Origin of the sequence: Leptospira yanagawae serovar Saopaulo str. Sao Paulo = ATCC 700523 (genome assembly GCF_000332475.2) — a bacterium.
GTDB classification, from domain to species: domain Bacteria; phylum Spirochaetota; class Leptospiria; order Leptospirales; family Leptospiraceae; genus Leptospira_A; species Leptospira_A yanagawae.
In genome coordinates this window covers 700,249-721,505 of record NZ_AOGX02000015.1, presented here as the reverse complement: position 1 = coordinate 721,505, position 21,257 = coordinate 700,249, and the positions used below count along the sequence as shown (strand labels likewise).

General features: G+C 37.2%; 21 protein-coding genes and 2 pseudogenes. 17 read left to right on the top strand and 6 right to left on the bottom strand.

The features are described 5' to 3' along the window. Nucleotides 1-80 precede the first annotated feature (80 nt). From LEP1GSC202_RS20480 to LEP1GSC202_RS07110, 3 genes and pseudogenes are all read left to right on the top strand, one after another. Nucleotides 81-1,305: pseudogene (locus LEP1GSC202_RS20480) on the top strand (MFS transporter). After that, a complete protein-coding gene (locus tag LEP1GSC202_RS07115) occupies nucleotides 1,298-1,912 on the top strand; it encodes a class I SAM-dependent methyltransferase (RefSeq protein WP_015677011.1) in 615 nt (204 codons plus the stop codon). Before LEP1GSC202_RS20480 ends, LEP1GSC202_RS07115 begins: the two are co-directional and overlap by 8 nt. Nucleotides 1,913-1,934: 22 nt before the next feature. Continuing rightward, nucleotides 1,935-2,258, top strand: coding sequence for a DUF1330 domain-containing protein (locus LEP1GSC202_RS07110; RefSeq protein ID WP_015676764.1), 324 nt, complete (start codon nucleotides 1,935-1,937; stop codon nucleotides 2,256-2,258). Here the strand turns inward: LEP1GSC202_RS07110 and LEP1GSC202_RS07105 are convergent. Then, a complete protein-coding gene (locus LEP1GSC202_RS07105; RefSeq protein ID WP_015676446.1) occupies nucleotides 2,255-2,764 on the bottom strand; it encodes an acyl-CoA thioesterase in 510 nt (169 codons plus the stop codon). The genes LEP1GSC202_RS07110 and LEP1GSC202_RS07105 overlap by 4 nt on opposite strands. A gap of 88 nt (nucleotides 2,765-2,852) precedes the next feature. Between LEP1GSC202_RS07105 and LEP1GSC202_RS07100 the strand changes: the two genes are divergently transcribed. Further along, nucleotides 2,853-4,745 carry a putative bifunctional diguanylate cyclase/phosphodiesterase gene (locus tag LEP1GSC202_RS07100; RefSeq protein WP_015676544.1) on the top strand — a complete coding sequence of 631 codons (1,893 nt, stop codon included), beginning with the start codon at nucleotides 2,853-2,855 and terminating at the stop codon, nucleotides 4,743-4,745. Between the two features lie 129 nt (nucleotides 4,746-4,874). Then, nucleotides 4,875-5,798: a cation diffusion facilitator family transporter gene (locus tag LEP1GSC202_RS07095; protein ID WP_015677036.1), complete on the top strand. Its 924-nt coding sequence runs from the start codon at nucleotides 4,875-4,877 to the stop codon at nucleotides 5,796-5,798. Here LEP1GSC202_RS07095 and LEP1GSC202_RS07090 read toward each other — a convergent pair. Together LEP1GSC202_RS07090 and LEP1GSC202_RS07085 are read right to left on the bottom strand one after the other, a co-directional pair. Further along, the gene (locus tag LEP1GSC202_RS07090) at nucleotides 5,790-6,392 is read right to left on the bottom strand and encodes a glutathione S-transferase family protein (RefSeq protein WP_015676979.1); all 603 of its coding nucleotides are present in this window, start codon (nucleotides 6,390-6,392) and stop codon (nucleotides 5,790-5,792) included. The genes LEP1GSC202_RS07095 and LEP1GSC202_RS07090 overlap by 9 nt on opposite strands. After that, nucleotides 6,376-7,032, bottom strand: a complete 657-nt coding sequence (locus tag LEP1GSC202_RS07085) for a DAPG hydrolase family protein (RefSeq protein ID WP_015676454.1) — start codon at nucleotides 7,030-7,032, stop codon at nucleotides 6,376-6,378. The genes LEP1GSC202_RS07090 and LEP1GSC202_RS07085 overlap by 17 nt, the downstream gene beginning before the upstream one ends. A 128-nt stretch (nucleotides 7,033-7,160) precedes the next feature. On the opposite strand from LEP1GSC202_RS07085, the gene LEP1GSC202_RS07080 reads away from it, so the two are divergent. From LEP1GSC202_RS07080 to LEP1GSC202_RS07070, 3 genes are all read left to right on the top strand, one after another. Further along, the gene (locus LEP1GSC202_RS07080) at nucleotides 7,161-7,811 is read left to right on the top strand and encodes a TetR/AcrR family transcriptional regulator (RefSeq protein ID WP_015676737.1); all 651 of its coding nucleotides are present in this window, start codon (nucleotides 7,161-7,163) and stop codon (nucleotides 7,809-7,811) included. Between the two features lie 64 nt (nucleotides 7,812-7,875). Beyond that, nucleotides 7,876-8,619 carry a helix-turn-helix domain-containing protein gene (locus tag LEP1GSC202_RS07075; protein WP_015677328.1) on the top strand — a complete coding sequence of 248 codons (744 nt, stop codon included), beginning with the start codon at nucleotides 7,876-7,878 and terminating at the stop codon, nucleotides 8,617-8,619. A 44-nt stretch (nucleotides 8,620-8,663) separates the two neighbouring features. Then, on the top strand, nucleotides 8,664-9,080 hold the full coding sequence (locus LEP1GSC202_RS07070) for a VOC family protein (RefSeq protein ID WP_244147656.1): 417 nt from the start codon (nucleotides 8,664-8,666) through the stop codon (nucleotides 9,078-9,080). A 56-nt stretch (nucleotides 9,081-9,136) separates the two neighbouring features. Here the strand turns inward: LEP1GSC202_RS07070 and LEP1GSC202_RS07065 are convergent, their stop codons facing one another. Continuing rightward, nucleotides 9,137-10,273, bottom strand: a complete 1,137-nt coding sequence (locus LEP1GSC202_RS07065) for an MltA domain-containing protein (RefSeq protein ID WP_244147655.1) — start codon at nucleotides 10,271-10,273, stop codon at nucleotides 9,137-9,139. Nucleotides 10,274-10,485: 212 nt separating this feature from the next. Here LEP1GSC202_RS07065 and rpmH point away from each other — a divergent pair, with 212 nt between their 5' ends. From rpmH to LEP1GSC202_RS07035, 8 genes and pseudogenes are all read left to right on the top strand, one after another. Continuing rightward, nucleotides 10,486-10,647 (top strand): 50S ribosomal protein L34, encoded by a 162-nt coding sequence (gene rpmH / locus LEP1GSC202_RS19620; RefSeq protein ID WP_004785725.1) that lies wholly within the window; start codon nucleotides 10,486-10,488, stop codon nucleotides 10,645-10,647. 26 nt (nucleotides 10,648-10,673) lie between these two features. Further along, nucleotides 10,674-10,979: pseudogene (locus LEP1GSC202_RS07060) on the top strand (ribonuclease P protein component); the annotation flags it as partial. Beyond that, nucleotides 10,976-11,203, top strand: coding sequence for a membrane protein insertion efficiency factor YidD (gene yidD / locus LEP1GSC202_RS19615; RefSeq protein WP_015676762.1), 228 nt, complete (start codon nucleotides 10,976-10,978; stop codon nucleotides 11,201-11,203). The pseudogene LEP1GSC202_RS07060 and the gene yidD, both read left to right, overlap by 4 nt. Before the next feature lie 3 nt (nucleotides 11,204-11,206). Continuing rightward, complete coding sequence (gene yidC, locus LEP1GSC202_RS07055; RefSeq protein WP_015677349.1) at nucleotides 11,207-13,156, top strand: membrane protein insertase YidC; 1,950 nt, start codon at nucleotides 11,207-11,209, stop codon at nucleotides 13,154-13,156. 28 nt (nucleotides 13,157-13,184) lie between these two features. Then, a complete protein-coding gene (jag, locus tag LEP1GSC202_RS07050; protein WP_015677384.1) occupies nucleotides 13,185-13,916 on the top strand; it encodes an RNA-binding cell elongation regulator Jag/EloR in 732 nt (243 codons plus the stop codon). Further along, nucleotides 13,909-15,294, top strand: a complete 1,386-nt coding sequence (gene mnmE / locus LEP1GSC202_RS07045; RefSeq protein WP_015676652.1) for a tRNA uridine-5-carboxymethylaminomethyl(34) synthesis GTPase MnmE — start codon at nucleotides 13,909-13,911, stop codon at nucleotides 15,292-15,294. Before jag ends, mnmE begins: the two co-directional genes overlap by 8 nt. Nucleotides 15,295-15,373: 79 nt before the next feature. Further along, nucleotides 15,374-15,628, top strand: coding sequence for a hypothetical protein (locus LEP1GSC202_RS07040; protein WP_015677234.1), 255 nt, complete (start codon nucleotides 15,374-15,376; stop codon nucleotides 15,626-15,628). Between the two features lie 71 nt (nucleotides 15,629-15,699). After that, nucleotides 15,700-17,355 (top strand): hypothetical protein, encoded by a 1,656-nt coding sequence (locus tag LEP1GSC202_RS07035; protein WP_015676491.1) that lies wholly within the window; start codon nucleotides 15,700-15,702, stop codon nucleotides 17,353-17,355. 26 nt (nucleotides 17,356-17,381) lie between these two features. Here LEP1GSC202_RS07035 and LEP1GSC202_RS07030 read toward each other — a convergent pair whose 3' ends face one another. Both LEP1GSC202_RS07030 and LEP1GSC202_RS07025 read right to left on the bottom strand, forming a co-directional pair. Next, the gene (locus tag LEP1GSC202_RS07030; protein ID WP_015676426.1) at nucleotides 17,382-18,293 is read right to left on the bottom strand and encodes an ankyrin repeat domain-containing protein; all 912 of its coding nucleotides are present in this window, start codon (nucleotides 18,291-18,293) and stop codon (nucleotides 17,382-17,384) included. A gap of 5 nt (nucleotides 18,294-18,298) precedes the next feature. Further along, the gene (locus LEP1GSC202_RS07025; protein ID WP_015677019.1) at nucleotides 18,299-20,047 is read right to left on the bottom strand and encodes a GMC oxidoreductase; all 1,749 of its coding nucleotides are present in this window, start codon (nucleotides 20,045-20,047) and stop codon (nucleotides 18,299-18,301) included. Between the two features lie 131 nt (nucleotides 20,048-20,178). Between LEP1GSC202_RS07025 and LEP1GSC202_RS07020 the strand changes: the two genes are divergently transcribed. Then, nucleotides 20,179-21,210: a DUF2804 domain-containing protein gene (locus LEP1GSC202_RS07020; protein WP_015677610.1), complete on the top strand. Its 1,032-nt coding sequence runs from the start codon at nucleotides 20,179-20,181 to the stop codon at nucleotides 21,208-21,210. Nucleotides 21,211-21,257 lie beyond the last annotated feature (47 nt).

Here is a 21,257-nt window from a genome sequence, read left to right as displayed (position 1 = left end):
ACAGAACTTATCCAATAGAATTAGTTTTATCGATAACATCGTGAAACAAAACCAAACACTTGGATACTATTATCTGATTTATGAACCATTTCCTAAATAAAGTCAAAGTCCTTGGAATTTTTTCCATCACCCAAACTGTTTTCCAAATTGGTACAGTGATGATCATGGCTGTCTCCGCCCTTGCTGGACAAACCATCGCTCCTTCTCCCGAATCTGCCTCACTTCCAATATCCTTCGTGATTTTGGGAACACTCATGGGACTTGTGCCAGCTTCAAAGTTTATGAAATGGCAAGGGAGTAAATATGGTTTACTTCTTGGTACGATCATTGGAATTTTCGGAGCCATACTCGCAACATATGCGATGTGGGAAAAAAGTTTTGTTTTATTTACCGTGGCACACTTGTTATTTGGTCTCCACCAATCGTTTATCCAATACCTTCGTTTTGTGGCAATGGAATCTGTACCCACCCATGACCGAGCAAGTGCTCTTTCTTGGATTTTAATTGCAGGGATTCCAGCTGCCTTTCTTGGTCCACTTGCTGGATTACAAGGCAAAGACCTCTTCCCTTCTTCTTTATTTTTAGGATGTTATTTGATTTTGGTAACTTCTTTATCTATACAATTTGGTTTGATTACCTTATTACCATCACCTAACAAAAGAAATACAATAGAAGAAAATATATCGGAGCCTATTTCACCAAGAGATCTGACACGTCCCATGTCCTTTCATATCAGAAACTTGGGACTTTGGGTTTCAATTCTTGCCACAGCCTTTAGTTTTGGTCTAATGGCAATGCTGATGACGGCAGTTCCAGTTGCCATGAAAACCCATGGCCATGGCCATGCATGCTTCCACACTTGTATTGCAATGGCATGTCTTAGGGATGTACATTCCTTCTTTTTTCTCTGGGTTTTTAGTTCGGAAAATGACAGCACCCTATTTGATTTTGTTAGGTGTTTTTGTGATGGGACTCGAATGTATTTCTGCTTTGCAAGGAACCGAGTTTTTACCATTTGCAGTGGCTCTCATTCTACTTGGCATTGGCTGGAATTTTATGTATGTCGGAGGGACAAACTTACTTGTAGAACAATACCATCCTTCTGAAAAAAACACAATCCAAGCAACAAATGATACAATTGTATATTCATTTGCAATTTTATCTACCTATAGCGCAGGTTATTTGGAACATAAAATTGGTTGGTTATCACTCAACTTAGTGAGTATCCCTTTTTTGGTTTTTGTTTCTATCGTTACTTTGTATTACCTTCAAAAAAGAAAGGGGATGGGTTTACAACATGGATAATCAATCACACTGGGAAACAATTTATACTGAGAAACAACCAAGTGAAGTGAGTTGGACCCAAAACATTCCTTCTCTTTCCTTACAATTGATTGATAATACAAACAAACCCAAAAATTCCAAACTGATAGATGTCGGCGGTGGAGAATCAAACCTTGTTGACCACTTGATAGAGAAAGGATATGAAAATATCTCTGTTCTCGATATAAGCCAAAATGCACTGATTCGATGCAAACAAAGACTAGGTGATAAAAGCAAAAATATTGAGTGGATTGTCACAGACATTACCAAATTCCATTCCAATACAAAATACGAGATCTGGCATGACCGCGCCGTTTTTCATTTTTTAACTGATCCGGAGTCTATCGCTTTTTACAAAAACAATTTACTAAATGCATTGAACAAAGGAGGTGAACTTATCATTGGAACCTTCAGCAACGATGGTCCCAAAAAATGTAGTGGTCTTGAAATCAAACAATACACCGAAGAAACGTTAACTGATACATTTTCACCAGAATTTATCCCCATAGAATTCCAAAGAGAAGACCACCATACACCATTTGGTACAGTCCAAAACTTTGTTTTTGGTAGATTCAAAAAGCAAATTTAAATTAAATGATATGAGAGTATCCATGGAAAAAGAAATTTTATCATTCGAAACAATCGTTGGTTTACAAGTCAAAGATGAAAACCTTTATGCAGAGTATCGAAATGCAATGAAGGGCATTTTGGAACAATATGAAGGTGGATTTCGTTATGACTTCAAAATCCAAGAAACTTTAAAATCAGAAACAGAAAACCCTATCAATCGAGTATTTCTCATTTATTTCAAAAACAAAGAAAGAAAACAAAGTTTCTTCGCAGATCCAGATTATAAAAAAATACGGGAAACATACTTTGTACCATCAGTAGAAAGTACAACGCAAATTGCAGAGTACGAACGATTTGAAGACTAAAGGGTTTTTCTACCTGCTTTGATTTTTGCGGCAAATTCTTTTGCCATTTCGATCCGCATTTTCCCTTCCGCATAACGGCGTTTTTCCAATTCCGTTTCTAATTTCAATGGTGGAACAGGAGCTGGTTTTTTAGTTTCATCCAATGCAACAAACGATAGATAGGCGGTTGTTGCACGAACCATTTCTCCTGTATAAGGATTTTCACGGTTCACTTGCACACCTACTTCCATTGAGGTGGTTCCAACATAATTGACCATAGCCTTCAAATTGACATGGTCTCCAATTTGGATGGGTGTGATAAAATTGATCCGATCGATACTAACGGTAACAGCTTCGCGACCAGAATGCCTCTGTGCGGACATTGCAGCAATTAAGTCAATCCAACTCATGATTGCACCACCAAACGCAGTACCATAATGATTGGCATCATTAGGCAAAACGATATGACGGGTTTCAACAGCAGATTCTTGTGGTGACTTCGGCGGTAATTCATTAGGAGAGGACACAATGAGGATAAGATAGTGTTGACGTTTTGTTTCGAAAAGACTTTTTTAAACCTGCCGCCTTTAGACAAGATGAAACTGTAGGGACAATATGAGTACAACCAAACGAAATTACGTCTACTGGCTCAATTTCCGTAAAGATACGGGACCACTACTCAGAAGATTTTTAATCGCTACTTCACTACTTTTTTTAGTCGCGGCTTGTTTGCATCTCATCCCTTTCTTCACAAACAAGGGTGAAATTGACTATGTTTTTCTATTCGTAGACATCGGAATTTCCTTTTTATTTTTTCTAGAATATTTACTCAAAAACAAAGTTCCACTCATCGTTCGCATCTTGACGCTCATTGGGTCAGCAATTTTTATTTCGGTATTATCATTTTTTCGGAGTGGTTTATTGGGAACAGGTGAGATGTCACTTGCCTTTATCATCATATCTTTTTTTGTTTTTTTACCACCATTACCAAGTTTAGTATCAGCCCTTTTCATCTCCATCATACCTGCAATTTTTGGAATTTCAGTTTATACTTCTTACCTAGTCTTTCCAGATGAGTTAGGCATTCGAAACCAAAGTCCAAGAGAATGGTATTTCAAGACGGTTAGTTTGGTTATATTCTCAATCCTATCCGGATTTTTAATCCAAAGGTTAAGGGCAAAACTAATCAAAAATATTATTTATCTAAAAGAATCGAGAGCAAAAATCCTTAAGTCAAACCAATACATCGACAAACTAGCATTTTACGATAATTTAACTCAATTACCAAATCGATATTTATTTGAAACATCGATTCAAAACCGGATCTCTTCAGGCCAAAAAGATACATTTGTTTTACTCATTAATATCAAAGGAATCAAAGTCATCAATGCCTTACATGGAATTGGATTTGGTGATCAAATTTTAACATTAATTGGAAACGTATTGAAAGAATACACAAAAGAAAGACCCAACACCATTATTGCCAGTTTGGGTGGGGATGAATTTATCCTTTGGATTGAAAACTCTTCTCGCGAAAGGATTGAAGATGCCATCGTTAAATTTGATTTAAATAATAACCAAATCCTCACTCCAGATCGTTTAGGACATAGATTACAATACCGAGTTTCCGGAATTCGATTTCCAGAAGAAGCCAATACATTGGATGAAGTGATCCGAAAACTTTCCATCGCGATGAATGTTGCAAGGGAAAATTCCATCAATTCTCTTGTTTGGTTTGATCCAAAGATGGAAAAGAAAATCGAAAGGGAACAAAAACTTAAAAACCAATTAGAGAAAGCAATTCATTCAAACGAATTTAGAATTGCATACCAAGAAAAAGTAGATATCAAAACTCAATCAGTTGTAGGGTTGGAAGCACTTGCTAGATGGAGTGTAAAGGAATATGGAGAAATTTCGCCAGAAGAATTTATTCCCATCATCACCAAATCAGATTTGATTGTTCCCTTTGGGAAAAATATTTTCCAAAAAGTGATCAGCCAGATTCCAAACTTACTCCATAAATATGGGAATCAAATTAAAATTTCGATTAATATCTCACCTATCTTCTTTTTATATCCAAACTTCAATGACTATATCATCGGTTATTTAAAAGAAAAATCCATTGATCCTAAAATATTAATTTTTGAAATCACAGAAGATGTTTTCTTAGATGAAGTTGAAACGATAGAAAAAATTGTGAACTCACTTCGGGCAAATGGAATTTCCGTTTCTTTGGATGATTTTGGAAAAGGATATTCTTCTTTGCACTATATGCAAAAAATTCAATTTGATGAATTAAAAATTGATAAATCGTTTTTGGATGACATTGCAATCTCCGATCGAAATTTTCTGTTATTGGAATCAATCTGCCATCTCGCAGATTCCCTTGGGTTAAAAACCATTGCAGAAGGAATCGAAAGGGAAGAACAAATCCAACATTTGAAAAAAACCTCCTGCCATATCGTGCAAGGTTACATCTATTCAAAACCAATCATCCTATTCGAATGAAATAGAATTGCAAAAGATCTCTAAAAAGCGTTTTGAATGTTATTGTATTGCATATTTCGGAACCCAACCTTCATACAAATGATTTCTTTCCTGGTTGCATTCTATTGATTTGGTTTTTATTTTATCCTTATGGGACATGGCCACGATCATTCTAATCACAAAATCAAAGACCACAACCATTCACACCATCATTCCTCCGCATCTAAAAATCTTGCGTGGGCTTTTGTATTAAATTTATTTTTTTCTATTTTTGAATTATTGGGTGGGATTTATTCCAATAGTATCGCTATCATTTCTGATGCTTTCCATGATTTTGGAGATGCGTTCTCTCTTGCATTTGTTTGGTATTTACAAAAAGTTTCTACGAAACCGATTGATCGGCATTTCGATTATGGATACAAACGTTTTTCCATATTAGGTGCTCTAATTATTTCAGTTTTATTATCGGTTGGCTCTGTATTTATGATCATCGAATCCGTTAAACGATTTCTATCACCTGCAGAATCGAAAGCGGATGTCATGTTTTTGCTTGCCATTGTTGGTGTTGTCGTAAATGGAATTGCCATGTTTCGATTGCAACATGGGTCAAGTTTTTCTGAAAAAGCTGTTTTTTTGCATTTTTTGGAAGATATATTAGGATGGATCGCCGTGTTATTCGGAAGTATCCTAATGTATTTTTGGGAAGTGCCATGGATTGATCCATTGTTATCGTTAGGGATTGCAATTTGGATTTTATATAATGCATATGGGAATACCAAACAAGTGATGCGAATTTTTCTACAAGCCGTTCCCGTTACTCTCGATCGCAAAGATTTGATCGTACAATGGGAACAAATTAAAGGTGTGAAGTCAGTTCACGACATCAAAATTTGGAGTTTGGATGGAAACCAACATGTGGCCTCGCTTCATGTATTGATTGATAAAAAATTGAAACCAAATCGATACCAAAGTATCAAAGAACAAATCAGAAACATTGCTATCAAATTTGCAATTGTTCATACAACAATAGAAATTGAAACGGATGAGGAAATTTGTAACCTCCAATTACCTTGATTTCATTGGAATGAAACCTTTTTGATTCTGAATCCTTTGGATCCATCCATTGATTTTAGGATACTCAGTTAGATCAAATCCACCTTCGTGGGCTACATGAGTATAAGCAAATAAACTAATGTCTGCTAGTGTCATCGATTCACCGACTAAATACGGTGTTTTCTCCAATTGGATTTCCATTACACGAAGGGCTTTGTGTCCTCCAGATTGTTTTGATTCGTATTCCACTTTTCTATCAGCAGGAATTCCTAAGTAATGTTGGATGAATCTTGCAACAGCAATATAAGGTTCATGACTGTATTGTTCGAAAAACTGCCATTGTAATACTTTCGCCCTATCAAATGAATCGTTTGGAACTAAATCACTTCCTTCGGCCAAAAAATTTAAAATCGCATTTGATTCAGATAAAACCCTACCATCATCTAACACAAGGATGGGAATTTTCCCGTTTGGATTTAATTTGAGAAATGACTCGGTTTTCGTATCTCCATTTTTGATATCTAATTCAATCCATTCATAGGTTATGTTTAAAAAAGAAGCAACTAACTGTAATTTATAACAATTTCCCGATTGGCTATCACCGTAAATTTTCATTTTCTTTCCTATAGAGATCAGGCAAAAATTTTTGGAACTGACCTACTTCTTCTATATTATGTTTGATCCAAGCATATCCATGTTTTTTGTCAAAGAATAGAAATTCAAAAATTGGTCTAAAGAAACGAAAAGAAAATCCCTTCCAACCAACAATTAAACAATTCTCATAAGATGTTCCATCTTTGGTTTGTTGGAAACGATATTCCATTCTTGCTAAAGGGAACAACCCATACAATTTAGGATTGTGGATGAATCCATCCTCATCCAATTTTTCAATCGGACTGATTACATTGACTAAATATTTTTTTTGTCGGCCCAGATATTCGACGATTCGTAATACGGCACCAGGTCCGATCGAACCATCTTCTTTTCGTTTTTCGTAACTTACATGAACATGGTCTTCTGGATGCCATACATGGTATCGATTGTAATGTTTTCCTTTGTATTCCATCTCTCCTTCCAGATTTTGAAACCACCAAACCAACATTTTCGGTTCAATTCCATCTAGAATTTCATGTCGGATCCAATACTTGACTCGCCCATCAGGTAAAATTTCCCTTCCTGATTCAGCCGAATCTACAGATTTACGTAGCCACTCAATTTCAAGTTTGGGTAACAAACCTAATTTGACTCGTTTCATGACAATCTCCCGTGTATAGTATACACTATACCTAGCTAAATTCATTGTAAAGTAAATACTATACAAAAAATCAATCGAAAAAAATAACGATTGGAAAAAAATGAGATTTAACGAGTTAGAAAATATTCATGAAACTTACCTTAAAACTGCTACAAAATGAATTTGAATCCTACAAAAACCCACGAACTGAGAAGGAAAAAGATATAGTGTATGCAGCTGAGGATGTTTTTGCAGAACAAGGATTTAGCGGTGCCACAACCGCAGAACTAGCAAAACAAGCAGGAGTTACAGAACGCACTTTATTTAAATATTTCCCTACAAAAAATGATTTATACAAACGAGTGTTATCTGGTTTACTTTTTGAGACAATTTTGCCAGGACATATGACGGATTTAAAACATAGACTCAAAACTTTGAATCCAAATTTTAAGGATTGGTATACTGGGATATTAAAAGCAAGGTATGATGCTGTTGCCAAAGAACCACAAAAATTAAAACTTTTGCTTGGCGCTCTTCTATTTTCAAAAGAATTTGCAGAGATATTTGGACAATTGTGGAAAATGAATTTGTATGATACCTCGCTCGAAGCCTTTCATTATTTTCAAGAAAAAGGTGATATTCGCAAGGACTTAGATCCAAATCAAATCGTACGTGCTTCGTTCAGTTTAGGTGCCAGTTTTTTGATAACTAAGTTTGTCTTAGCACCCAAGTATCCAATCGAAGTCGATACTGAAATCGAATCTATTTTTTCAATTTTCTACCGTGGCATATCAAATTAAAAATGAATTGATCATCACTAATGTTTCAATCCAATGAAAGAGGAATTAGAAAGGAAAAACTTTTGTGAAGTACGATCCAATCAACGATGGCATTCATAAAAAGTTCCATGCTGTTTCCTTCAAGGTAACACAGGTTCCGAACGAATTACAATACATTGTCCATTCTTACTGGGAAATGAAAACTGTTCAGAAGTTAGAGGAAGATTTTATCCTACATGTGATTCCGGATGCCTGTGTGAATGTGTTACTTAATTTATTGGATACAAAAATTGCCGCAGTCACGATGAGAAAAACGGAATATGTAACTCTCAACTTAGGTAAAAAATTTCATTATACAGGCATTCAATTTTTGCCGGGAATGTGGCAAGGGAATCCAAAAGAAATCGTTTCTGGATTTGTGGACCAACCTTACATAGGAAACTTACCTCTCGTGGCTACGGCAAACCGTCTTTCAAATTTAGAGTTTGAAAATTTTTCTGAAATCTTTTCAGAACTTGTGCAAACATTATTAAAAGATGGAATTGTAAAGAAAAATGAATTAGTAAGTTTAATCTTAGAAAATTTGGATGAGATTGAGTCGGTAGAAGATATGGCAGTATATGGAAACTTATCTCCTAGACAGTTACAACGAAAACTCAAAGAGGCAACAGGATTTTCACCACACGATTTTTTAAAAATTTTAAGATTACAAAAGGCATTAAAAGGCCATTATCTAGATTTTTACACAGACCAATCTCATTTCATACACTCCTTTCGTAAAATCACAGGTTACACACCAAAAGAATATTTCAAACAATTCGATGTCTGATTTATACAATCTTAACTTTCATTTTTGAAGTAAAGTCAATCATCATGAAAACAAAACCTTTCATGATGGAGGATAATGATATGACAAAAACAAATGCCATTGGTTGGTTTGATCTCTATGTGAATCAACTGGATAGAGCCACAAAATTTTATGAAACTATATGCCAACAAACCTTAGAAGATCTAATCGACCCAACTGGTGAAACAAAAATGAAAGTTTTTTCTTCGGATATGTCTGTTTATGGTTCTTCTGGTGCCCTTGTGGAATCAAAGTACCAGAAACCTGGATTAGGTGGTACTATGGTTTATTTTAGTGTTGAAGACTGTTTACTGGATGAAAAAAAATTAAAATCGTTTGGTGGAAAATTAGTTCGGCAAAAGTTTTCAATCGGCAAATTTGGATTTGTATCCATTTGTGAAGATTCTGAAGGAAACCAAATTGGACTCAGTTCTATGAAATGAGTACCATAGGATCCTTAAATTTAAAAATCATTTAGACTAAGATTTTTTTATTAGGATCATTCCATTGATTTTGATTGCCGACGGTTACATTTTTTTGGTGAAACAGTTTGGCAGTCTTTTTTTCGTGGAACTAGTAACACCACTTTTCCTTTGGTTAACAGTTGGTTTGCAACCTCATCAACTCCAAAACCATTTCCTAAATAAAAATCAACTCTTCCTTCGCCTTGGATGGCGTTCCCTCGATCATGAACAAATGCCAGATGGTCATGATATGTCTGTTTGGTGGAAGGAAAACTCAAAAGGACTGGAAATCCAAGAGGAATTTGTTTGTCCATTGCGACCGATCTTCCCTCTACAAGACGTATGCCACCACTTCCCAATGGTCCGATGGGAATCGAATTGGATTTATGATTATGAATTGTTTCTTTTTCAAAAAAAATATACCTTGGATTTTTCCAGATCGCGTCTGTTACTTCGTTTGGATTTGTTTCCATACAATTCGAAAGATGATATGGCTTCAAACTTTGACAAACACCAGTTAAATGAACAGATGGGCTGACATAATCCAACCCATTGTCAGAAGAATAATTGATTCGAAAGACTTCCTTTGTTTCCGTTTGTACGATCGCTGATCCTTCCAATTGTGCCAAGTGGAGATCCGTCAAACGAAGGAAAACGATTGCTTGCGAATGGGATTTCCAATGGGATTCTTCTTTCCAATACTCTCGTGGAAAGGAGACAACTTTTGCGTCTACGTTTCCTCGTATGGGTGGGACAAGTGCCGGGTGAGCATAGTGCCCCTCTAGTTTGGTTTTTCCTTGGACCCTCACTTCATAATACCCAGTGATCAGTGGGAGATCATTCCCTGTTTTTAGTTCCACTTCTTGGAAAAGTTTTTTCACTTCAGTGAGGAGTTCCGCAGTTTCATAGAGGTGGATTTGTTTTTGAATCTTTTGCAGAGGGTGTAAAATTTCATTTGGTGAATATGTTTCCCCATGGAACAAAAACTTTGTATCTTGTGGGAGTTTTTGAAAGTAGAGGATGGACTCTTGGATGGCGATTTGTAAGCTGAAAAGCTTTGGATCCCGCAATTTTTGAGATGGGATGACTTTCTTTGGGTTGGCACCCAATCCCTGGATGCAAATCAATAGAACAGGGAAAAACCAAAACAAAGCATAAACCAAATGTTTCATTGTTTCCCCTTCCGTTGTAACCATCGACAAGGGAAGGTGGGAAAGCAAGAAGGGTTTTGCCTGGAAGGAACTGATGGAATGGGTCTTATGTCACATAAGATCTTTGCTGTCCAATCATTTTTCCCAATTCCCCTTGACTTCCATGGGGGTACCAAAAACCTTTCAAAAGACCTCATATTTTTGCGATCATATATAGATAAATTAGGTGTTTCATGAAACGTACATTCCAACCGAGTAAAATTAAACGCGTGAGAACTCACGGATTCCGAGCCAGAATGGCTACCCCAGGCGGAAGAAATGTGATAGCTTCTAGAAGAAGAAAGGGACGTTATAAATTGACTGTTTCCGACGAAAAAATCGGGAGAAAGTTCTAATTTAGGAGCTTCCTTCGGAGACCCTTCGCGACCAAACTAGGATCCAGGAACTCTTTCGTCAGAATCGAAAAATGGGCAAGCCTCCACTTCGTTGGCTTGTTCGGAAAAACGGCCAACCTTTTGCCAGTTTTTTATTTTGCCCCGATAAAACTCACAAAACTGCCGTTCTACGCAACCGTTCGAAACGAATTCTAAGAGAGTTGGTTCGGAAAAATCTTTCTCTGATCCCAGTAGGATTCGATTGTGCGCTACTTGTGCAGGTTGGATTTGCGAAATTATCTAAGGAAGACCGAGAGGTTTTATTCCTTTCGGCACTAAAACAATTCCCATGAATCGGCTGTTTTTGTTTCTTATTTTCCTCTACAAAAAACTGCTCTCTCCCCTATTACCTCCGTCATGTCGATTCACTCCTAGCTGTTCTGAATACGCCAAACAAGCGTTTGAAACCTATCCTTGGTACAAAGCGTTTGTTTTAAGTATCATTCGAATTTCAAAATGCCACCCCTATCATGAAGGTGGGCATGACCCTTTACCGAAATCTTATAACAAGAGTTAAATTATGCAAAACGATTCCACTAACAGACAAGGTCGCTTATTCCTCGCTTTATTTTTAAGTTTAGCAGTATGGATGGGGATCAATTATATCTTTTTTCCACCACAACCTCCAAAACCAAAAGCAGTTGATGAGGCTGCTAAAACTGAGGGAACGGAAAAAGAAAAAACAACAAATGCCAGTCCAAAAGCTGAAATCAAAAAGGCAACATCTGAATCGACAAAACTTAATCCAGTCAAACCAGAAGATGTAAAAACCTTTTCGTTAAAAACTGATTCGTTTTTAGTTCGATTTTCGAGTTTGGGTGGAAGGATCACTGAATATTATATCAAAGATCATAAAGAACCAGATGGTTCTGAATTTGTAATTGCAAAAGACCCAAAGTTCCAAATTGATTTTGATGGCCAAACTGAAAAAGCAGTAGAGCTCACAAGAGGACAAGGATTTGACTTCAACATCATTGAAGACAAAGACACCATTCCTTTTTCTGCATATAACTTAGTTAACTTCAGCTCTAGTTACAATGCCGATACCAAAACTGTTATCTTTGAAGCACCATCTATCGATGGTAAATTTACGATCCAGAAAAAATTCCAATTTTTCCCTTCTGAAAATTACTTTAAGTTCCATTTAACATTAAAAAACAAAACATCTGAAACCATTCACATTTCTCCAACAAAATCTGATGTATACTTTCGTTCCTTTAGTTCCCTTGGTCCCATCTTAAAGAAAAAAGAAGACTTTAATGACCGCGACAATGCTCACTACTTTCGTTACTACTATTTAGATGGAAGTTTTAAAGACCATATTGATGGAACAACCACCCAAGGATTTTTTGACAATTTATTTGGATCCAACGAAGGAAAAGACACTCGTTACGAAATCAAAAAAGGTTCTAACGACAAAGTTGATTTTGTTGGAACAGGAAGTCGTTATTTTATCGGTGTGATCGATCCACTAGACGACAAACCAGCAGGTGTTTTACTGGATAACCGAAAAGGTAACGAAACTGGAGTCCTACTTGTTTATGACAATTGGAAACTTGGTCCTGGTGAAGAAGTTAACTTAGATTATGCGGCCTATGTAGGAGTTCGTGAGTTGGATGGAACTGCATTCCGCGATAGCAAACTCGATCCGAAAATCAACAAAGACTCAACATTTGCGGGCTTAAGTGAATCTCTCGACAAATCATTCAACCAAGGGATCACAACTCCACTTCGCAATGGGATTGTATGGATCTTAAAGAAAATTTATTTGGTGATTCCAAACTACGGTTGGGCGATAGTTATCTTTGCCATTCTATTCAAATTAGCATTTTATCCGCTGAACAAAAAACAAGCGGAGTCAATGAAGAAAATGCAAGAGTTATCTCCGCAAATCAAACTCATCAATGAGAAATATGCAGACGATCCAAAACTCAAACAAGAAAAAACGATCGAACTCTATAAAAAGAATGGAACCAATCCGATGGCGGGTTGCCTTCCAATGCTCATCCAAATTCCGATCTTTATCGCACTGTATACGGCATTTTCAGACACGGTAGACCTTTGGAATTCCCCTTTTCTTTGGATCAAAGACTTAAGTGAACCTGATACAGTATTCACAACACCAAAATTAGCCTTCATTGGAACGTTAGCCATCAACATCCTCCCACTCATCATGGTAGCAACTCAAGTGGTCCAATCCAAAATGACAACAGTTTCTACAGATCCAAACCAAAAGATGATGATGTACATGATGCCTGTCATTATGTTATATTTCTTTTGGTCAATGCCTGCGGGAGTAACGATGTATTGGACGATGCAAAACATTTTGTCCATCGCACAACAAGTGTATACAAACAAGTTTGGTAAGTCTGAGGATAAAAAACCGACAAACGGTGGACCGGCTCCTGCTAACAACTCACAAGCAGTGGCAAGGCCTGGTTTTAGAAACCAAAACAAAAAAAAGAAATGAAATCATTGTTTAACAAGGAAGATCACAGATGAATAATTACATTTTCGAAGCCGAAGGAAAAACGAAAGGGGAAGCAGAAGATTACACTCTCGAAACCCTTCGTCTCCAAGCAGGCGATTTACGTTTCGAAGTAGTTGATTCCGGAAAGTCAGGCTTTTTAGGAATCACTCAAAAAAAACCTGCCGTTGTACGCGCGTTTGTTGCTAACACGGACATCCCATCAGAAAAAATCATCCATGGGGTGATCATCACCATTTTGAAAAAGATGGGAATCCCTGCAGAAGTTGTAGGAATGGGTGACGTAGACGGAAAAATTTATGTGGAACTAACCAGTAAAGAATCTGGTCTCATCATTGGAAAACGTGGAGGCACTTTGGATTCGCTCCAATTCCTTCTTAATCTTATGGTGGATCCAAAAATCCGACACAATCGTAAAATTGTTTTGGATATCGAATCATATCGCGACAAACGCGAGTTATCTCTCATCCGATTGGCAAAATCAGTAGCTGCTTCAGTGATTAAATCAGGAAGGTCAAAACTACTCGATCCAATGAATCCTTTTGAAAGAAGGATTGTCCACATGGCAATCCAAGAAGACGAAAGAGTGTTCACAAGATCAGAAGGTAACGGAACATTTAAACGTGTACGTGTCATTTCAGCAAAAGAAAAACACAAATACAAAGACTTAGAAGATCCGTCAAAAAAAGGTCTGCCTGTTGAAGATTTTGCAGATGGAGTAGACCAAGAAGATCTTGATTGATACCATAGCGGCATTGTCCACTGCCCAAGGCCCAGGAGCGATTGGTATCCTCCGGGTCTCGGGTTCATTGGTTTTGCCCATCTCCCTTGCCGTTTTAGAAAAAAACGGAACTCCCCTAACTCAAACATTCATACAAAACCAAAAACGATCTGCCATTTTCTGCGACTTTGTGGAAAACGGAAAACCTCTCGACCAAATTGTCTTTATCTATTATCCAGCACCTAACTCATACACAGGTGAAGATCTAGCCGAATTCCATTTACATGGAAATCCCATTTTATTAAAACGTGCACTCCATGTACTTTTGGAAAAAGGAGCACGACCTGCAGATAAAGGTGAATTTACCAAACGTGCGTATCTCAATGGAAAAATCAATTTGTCTGGGGCAGAAGCCATTAGTCGATTGATTGAAGCAAGGTCCAAATTCGAATTGGAACTCGCACAAAAAAACGTATTCGGTGAGATCACCAAATTAAGTTCTAAAATCCGAAGTGATTTAATTTCACTCAAAGCGGAATGTGAAGCCGAAATTGATTTTTCAACGGAAGACCTCACTTTCGAAAGTTTAGAAGAACGAAAAAACCGAATGGTTGCCCTCAAAAATTTATGTTCTAAACTGATCAAAGATTCAGAGAGAGCAGAATCCTTTATCTTACAATCAACAGTTGTATTGTATGGAGAACCTAATACGGGTAAATCGAGTCTTATGAATGTTTTGATTGGAAAAGATCGATCAATTATCTCTGATGTTCCTGGCACAACAAGAGATTACATAGCGGAAGAATTAAGTTTGGATGGCATTCCCATTCGACTTGTTGATACAGCTGGCATTAGAGATACAGATGATACTATCGAACGAATGGGAATCGAACGAAGTAAACGAGAAGCAGATAGTGCGAATGTTAAATTATTTCTCATCGATACATCCCTTCCCTTCGAAAAAGAAACTTTTTTTGCAAAACACAAAGATCGTTTGTTTGGTTCACTCATCGTAGCCAACAAAATCGATGCAAAACACCCATCATGGCAAATGGAATCCGTTCATAATTTCAAAGAGGAATTCCAACTCACGATTTCAGAAATTTCTTGCAAAACAAAACAAGGAATCCCCGAATTATTAGAATTATTAAAATCAAAACTTACCTCCAAAGATGATACTGAGGATTTGGTCTTACTCGAAGACCGACAAAGGTATCACATTCAAAAAATTGAATCTTGTTTGTCAGAAGCCATCCAACTGATGGAAAACGGTGCTCCAGCGGAAATTTACATCCAAGAAATCAATGTCGCATTACAAGAGATTGGGCAAGTGAATGGGACTGTCGAAAATGAGGAAATTCTGGGTCGAATTTTTAGCAAATTTTGTGTCGGAAAATAAACAAGATCGTTCCAAATTTAATCTTGTATAATCGACGAAGTAGTATCTAATTGGTCGCACATTCGATACGAGGTAAAAAATGAAAAAATTTCTTGTGATTCTAACTCTTTTCTCTTTTAGCAGTTTTGGTTTGTTTGCACAAACAGCGGAAGCAGACGAAGAACCAACAATGCAAACAGAAGAAGCTTCTGAAACCGTTAAACCTAAAAAAGATAAAATGAACAACAAAGACGGTGAGAAAAAAGAGAAAAAGAATAACAAAAACGGCGATAAAAAGGCAAAAAAAGCTAAGAAAGCCAAAAAAGAAAAAAAAGCAAAGAAAGACGCTGAGTAATTCCTTTCTTCCTTTTATTGAAAAACCCCTGATTTCAGGGGTTTTTTTATTTCTAAAAGAATTCTGATTTTATGAAACATACAAACTGCCTCTTCACAATCCTCTTTGTTTTTTTTGTTACCTACCAATGTAAAACGACGCAAAACACAACTAATCCCTCGAGTCTTCCAAGTTCCCTCTCTCTCCAATTGAAATTATCAGCGATCCCTAAGGACCTTGTCGGAGAACCGATATCCTTTTCACTCCAGTTCTTTTTATGCCAAGATCCAACATCTAAAAACTGTTATATTCCTATTTTAGAAAATCGATATGAGTTAGGAAAAATCAAAACGAATGTTGCCAGCTTAAAACAAAATCAAACACTTCCAAACCATTGGACACATTTGGCAATTCGCATCACAGGCATTGAAAAGGTTCACGGCAAGTTTTCCCCTGGCCACAATCCGTATTGGTATTCTCCAGACGACATACTTAAATTAGGTGGAAATCTCACGAAGGAATTTCGATTTGTCAGCCAAGAAAACAAAATTCCAAATCGCATCCAGGAAGGAATAGCCAAAAAATTTGCACCAATCCTAGTATTCCATAAAGATAAAAAACATTTACCATCTAACATAGAGAAATATTCCGAATTCTTTACTTCGCAGGAATACCCATTGCCGGAAAAGGATCTTCGAAGGAAAACAAAAGGGCAAACAACTTGGAATTTTGTTTCCTTCCCGGAATTTTTGCCAACCAAAAACCCAACTCACTTGTATTACCATGTGAGGTATGCTGAAACAACGGTATCAGGAACACAAAAAGAAGCATTACCAGGTTTTCGTGATGATGCCAATTATTGGTATGAAGTTGGGAACGGTGATATGGTTGTGTCTTATTGGATTTGGTATGATTGGAATGAAGGCCCAACAAAATTTGGAAACATTCACCAAGGTGATCTGGAATCGTATGCACTTCTGATATCCAAAGATGGAAAACCAAAACGAATTTTACTTACAGGTCACAATCATATATTACTCGATACAAATTTTAACAATATCAATTCCCTAAACAACCATCCCATATTGTATGTGGCAAAAGGGAATATGGGATCAGATGGCGGAAATCCAACTTCGGCTTATGGTGGTTATACGGTAAAACTTAATGCAGGTAATTTTTTATTCAATTATATTTCGGATCCTTGGGATGTATTCCCAAGTTTTGATGCAAAAGAATCCATTTTAGTCATTCCATCTGATTTATCAGAGAATGATTTAATGGCTGTAAAAATAGGACCTGGTACATCTAACCCCAAGGTCAAAACAGATACGATTGATCAAAAAGGATCTCATCATTCCGAAATTGAAGGAGAACAAGTGAACCAAACTCCTACACAATTTGTGGATGCTAGAAGGATGGTGAAACAAAGGATCGAGAAGTTGGTCATGTGGGAAGAACCTGGTTGGGTGAACCAAAAAGCTGTCGAAGACCCAGACGGACACCATCAAGTTGATAAATCAGTGGCGACCTTTTTTCAATTCCAAGGAAGGCTTGGCAAACACCCAAGGACAGTTTTAAAAATAAATGAACTCAAACAATATGGGGAATCACCTGAAAACGCCCCTTTCAAAACCAATATCGAACAACATTATACCTTTGAACGTCCTAGGAGTGAACGAAATCATTCAGACAGAGAAGGGAATTATGGACCTAAATTTTTAGGAGATGATTCCACTCCGCAGAAATAGAAAGTTGTGATTGAATTCATTTTGATTTAAATTAAGTCAATTAACTTTGCTTTGGCGAGTTCTTCTGGTTTAAAAGGTTTTTCTAATTTGATGTATTGGATCATTTCTTTTCTGAAGGGATATACATCACCTAAGATCGCTTTTTGAATCACAAAATCTTTCCAAGATTTGAGGCAATGTCCAAATTTTTCTCGATCCAGTAACCTCGTGATGGATTCTTCATTTTCTCCCCAAACGAAAGGGTTCGCACCTGCATACAAAAGTTCTTTCATGGATTCCACTCCATCGGCAGATGCAGACAAAAACAAAGCCGTATTACCAAAGTTATCTTTTGATTCTAATTTGAATTTTCTGTCTTCAAGTAAAATAGAACAAACTTCGTCTAAATTCCTTTCGGAAGCCAAGTGGAGTGCATTTTTACCTTCACTATCTGTTTGGCTTACGATCTCTGGAAATGTTTTTAAAAGATAGGAAATGATCTCAATTCGATTTTCCACAACTGCTTCTAAAAAAATGGATCTCCCTAATTCATTCCTTAAAATCATTTCTTCATGGGAAATCCAAGGATGGATGGTCTCCCATAAACTTTCTGCTGATTCAAGAAGTGAAATATGAAATAAAGTGTTTCCTTCCTTATCTCGAGTGTGCAAATGAGGTGATGATTTCCAGTAGGTTGCCGTTGCAATCAAAGCTTCTATAAATTGAGTGCGGTTTTGACTGACCGCATCAAAGATCACATTGCCTGGAGTTCGATACGGTGAATTTGGATCGGCACCAGTTATGATCGCATGTTGGAATAAACCAACATGATCCATTTTCAACATCCAAGAGAGTGCATTGGTACCGTAGGAATCCAATTCATTGGGATCGGCACCTTGCTTTAAGATTTCATCCCATTCTTGTATACTTCCCGATTTTGCTACCTCAATGACATCCATTCCTGTTACAATAATTGTCTCTGTTTGGTTGTCGATTTTTTAACAACACGTTTCGTCTGTTTGAATCCAATCGTTTTATCAAATCCTCGTTTCACTTCAAATTTCAAAAATTGAATTTCTTTTGTTTCCTTCGGAGGGATCAGGCTCATGGCTCTTTCCGATAAAGCAGTGATGGTGAGACTTGGATTCACACCTAAATTCACGGTTAACATGGACGCATCACAAACTCGCAAGTTTTCATAACCAAACACTTTGTTTTCTAAATCGATCACTCCTTTTTCCGGTGATTCTGCCACAATACAACCACCCATGATATGACCTGTGACTGGCGCCGATAATAGAGTTTCATTTAAAGAACTACGTGGGATACCACCTACAATTTCTGCCAATTTACGCGTAAAAGCATTGGCAATTGGAATGTATGTTGGTGTTGGCTCTCCAGTGGAAAGTGTTGATGTCAATGTCTTTTGGAAAGGCCAAACAAACCTCCTCTTTCGAACAAGTCGTACGCTATTATCTACAGTTTGCATCACTAGTAAAATGATCGAATTCTTTGCAAAACCAAAGGGATTATGGGCTTTTAAAAAATAAAGAGGGTGACGAACCATTGTCCAAAAGAATTTCAAAGGTCTTGGAAATTTTCCCCCACCGTCTGTCATCACACTCGCCATCACTCCAAAAAAATCTGATCCTTTGGAATACCTTACTGGTTCGATATGAGTGTTTTCATCTGGATGTACAGAAGAGGTGATCGCAATCCCTCTTGAGTAGTCTGCATTATGACTTCCAGGAACCGTGACTGGTAAAACCGTTTCGCTATTGGTACGAACAGTATCACCTAACTTCTCTGACAAACGAATCATTTTGTTTTCTTGTTGCATCTTGAGAAGTAAACCAACGGTTCCCATAACTCCAGCTGAAAGAACTACTTGATTTGATCGAAACTTTCGTTTGGGATACCCAAACCAACCTGTTGTACTATTTGTTTCTAACTCATATCCAAATTCCCCACTTGCTTCTGGATCAGGGATTCCCTTTACATTGAGTGGAATGAGTGATGTAACCTTTGTTTCTGGTAAAATCAAGGCACCTAACTTTTCTGCTAAGTATAAATAGTTTTTATCCAATGTATTTTTTGCATTGTGGCGGCAACCAACCATACAACCACCACAATAAATACAAGGATCGCGGTCAGGTCCTTCTCCATCAAAAAATGGATCCTTTGGATCTTTTTTATTTCCAAAATAAATTCCTACTGGTGTTCTTCGGAATGTATCTTCTTTACCAAATGATTTTGCCGTTTCTAATAATAAATGGTCGGGTTCCCATAATTGTGGATTTTCAGTTACACCTAACATGTGCTTTGCTACTTCGTAATAAGGTAACAATGCTTTTTCCCCACCCATTTTGGAATACAATGGCGAGTTTAAAACTTTGGAAGAAGGAACATACAATGTACAAGCATATACGAGTGATCCACCACCAACTCCTGATCCACTGACAAGTAAAAAATCATTGAGTAAGTTGATCCTTTGGATTCCGTAAAAACCAAGTTTTGGCATCCATAAATACTTACGCAAACTCCAATTGGTTTTAGGAAAGTCACCAGCCTTCCATCGTTTTCCAGACTCGATCACTAAAACTTTGTATCCTTTTTGTGAAAGTCGATAGGCTGAAACAGAACCACCAAATCCTGACCCAACGATGATCACGTCGAAATCAAATTTATGTTCTTTTGGAATGGTTTGGTTCATGGTTCGTTTTTCCTTGTTTGTGGAGAATGAGCGAATCCGATTCTCAGATAGAATTCATTTTCTGTCAATTCGCTCTTAGGAAATCGGAAAAAACTTCTGGTCGAATGTTATGATTGGTTTTGAATCGGTTCATGCCTGAAATCAAAAAACAAATCCCTTTATTAACCGCAGATGGAACCATTACTGAAGAAGGTTGGGCACGTTCACCACTTTGGACTTATAACCGAGAAAATATTGCCGCCTCAAAACTTCGGATCAAAGAATGGGATTATTATTCGATCCTCTCCCCTACAAAAGAATTTGGAATCACCTTAACAGCATCTGATCTAGGTTATGCGGGACTATTTGCAATCTGTTTTTTGGATTTTAAAAAAGGAACATTCCAACAAATTGATACTTTGTCCGTAGTTCCTTTAGGTAAAACTGGATTTCCAAAAGTGAATGATCTTGGAGTTGTCGCTTTCCAAGACAAAAAATTACACTTACGTTTTGAAACAAAAGATGGTAAACGTACATTAGAATTTGGATCTGAACAATTCCTAACACCTGATGGTTCCAAAGGGATCCAAGGAAAAATTGAATTAAAAGAACCGAAAATGGATACAATGAACATAGCCACCTCTTGGAAAGAAAACCGAAAGGCCTTCTACTATAATACCAAAATCAATTGTATGCCTGCGGAGGGACAAGTCAGAGTAGGAAATACTCATTACAAGTTCGATGCAAAGACCGACTTTGGTGCGTTAGATTGGGGAAGAGGGGTTTGGACTTACAAAAATCGTTGGTATTGGAGTTCTGTATCCGCTTGGATTGCTGGAAAACCATTTGGACTCAACTTAGGGTATGGGTTTTCGGATCGTACGCCTGCTTCCGAAAATGTGATTTTGTATGATGGTAAAATCCACAAGTTAGACGAAGTAGAATTCATCATCAATACAAATGATTACATGGCGCCTTGGAAATTCCGTTCGAATGACAATCGTTTGGATTTGGATTTTAAACCAATCGTGGACCGAAACTCTTATATGAATTTTCTTATCATCAAATCCGTCCAACACCAAGTGTTTGGAACATTTAATGGAACTGTTGTTTTAGATGATGGGAAAAAAATCAAACTCGAGAACATATTAGGTTTTGCCGAAGAAGTTCTCAATCATTATTAGTGAATTCAATGCCGTCGATTTGAATTGAGGTTAAAAAGACTTTGGAT

What these genes read in the sequence shown, in the direction of transcription:
- LEP1GSC202_RS07115 (WP_015677011.1), top strand. Translation starts at nt 1,298, where the DNA reads ATGGATAATCAATCACACTGGGAAACAATTTATACTGAGAAACAACCA.
- LEP1GSC202_RS07110 (WP_015676764.1), top strand. Translation starts at nt 1,935, where the DNA reads ATGGAAAAAGAAATTTTATCATTCGAAACAATCGTTGGTTTACAAGTC.
- LEP1GSC202_RS07100 (WP_015676544.1), top strand. Translation starts at nt 2,853, where the DNA reads ATGAGTACAACCAAACGAAATTACGTCTACTGGCTCAATTTCCGTAAA.
- LEP1GSC202_RS07095 (WP_015677036.1), top strand. Translation starts at nt 4,875, where the DNA reads ATGGGACATGGCCACGATCATTCTAATCACAAAATCAAAGACCACAAC.
- LEP1GSC202_RS07090 (WP_015676979.1), bottom strand. Translation starts at nt 6,392, where the DNA reads ATGAAAATTTACGGTGATAGCCAATCGGGAAATTGTTATAAATTACAG.
- LEP1GSC202_RS07085 (WP_015676454.1), bottom strand. Translation starts at nt 7,032, where the DNA reads ATGAAACGAGTCAAATTAGGTTTGTTACCCAAACTTGAAATTGAGTGG.
- LEP1GSC202_RS07080 (WP_015676737.1), top strand. Translation starts at nt 7,161, where the DNA reads ATGAAACTTACCTTAAAACTGCTACAAAATGAATTTGAATCCTACAAA.
- LEP1GSC202_RS07070 (WP_244147656.1), top strand. Translation starts at nt 8,664, where the DNA reads ATGAAAACAAAACCTTTCATGATGGAGGATAATGATATGACAAAAACA.
- LEP1GSC202_RS07065 (WP_244147655.1), bottom strand. Translation starts at nt 10,273, where the DNA reads ATGAAACATTTGGTTTATGCTTTGTTTTGGTTTTTCCCTGTTCTATTG.
- rpmH (WP_004785725.1), top strand. Translation starts at nt 10,486, where the DNA reads ATGAAACGTACATTCCAACCGAGTAAAATTAAACGCGTGAGAACTCAC.
- yidD (WP_015676762.1), top strand. Translation starts at nt 10,976, where the DNA reads ATGAATCGGCTGTTTTTGTTTCTTATTTTCCTCTACAAAAAACTGCTC.
- yidC (WP_015677349.1), top strand. Translation starts at nt 11,207, where the DNA reads ATGCAAAACGATTCCACTAACAGACAAGGTCGCTTATTCCTCGCTTTA.
- jag (WP_015677384.1), top strand. Translation starts at nt 13,185, where the DNA reads ATGAATAATTACATTTTCGAAGCCGAAGGAAAAACGAAAGGGGAAGCA.
- LEP1GSC202_RS07040 (WP_015677234.1), top strand. Translation starts at nt 15,374, where the DNA reads ATGAAAAAATTTCTTGTGATTCTAACTCTTTTCTCTTTTAGCAGTTTT.
- LEP1GSC202_RS07035 (WP_015676491.1), top strand. Translation starts at nt 15,700, where the DNA reads ATGAAACATACAAACTGCCTCTTCACAATCCTCTTTGTTTTTTTTGTT.
- LEP1GSC202_RS07030 (WP_015676426.1), bottom strand. Translation starts at nt 18,293, where the DNA reads ATGGATGTCATTGAGGTAGCAAAATCGGGAAGTATACAAGAATGGGAT.
- LEP1GSC202_RS07025 (WP_015677019.1), bottom strand. Translation starts at nt 20,047, where the DNA reads ATGAACCAAACCATTCCAAAAGAACATAAATTTGATTTCGACGTGATC.
- LEP1GSC202_RS07020 (WP_015677610.1), top strand. Translation starts at nt 20,179, where the DNA reads ATGCCTGAAATCAAAAAACAAATCCCTTTATTAACCGCAGATGGAACC.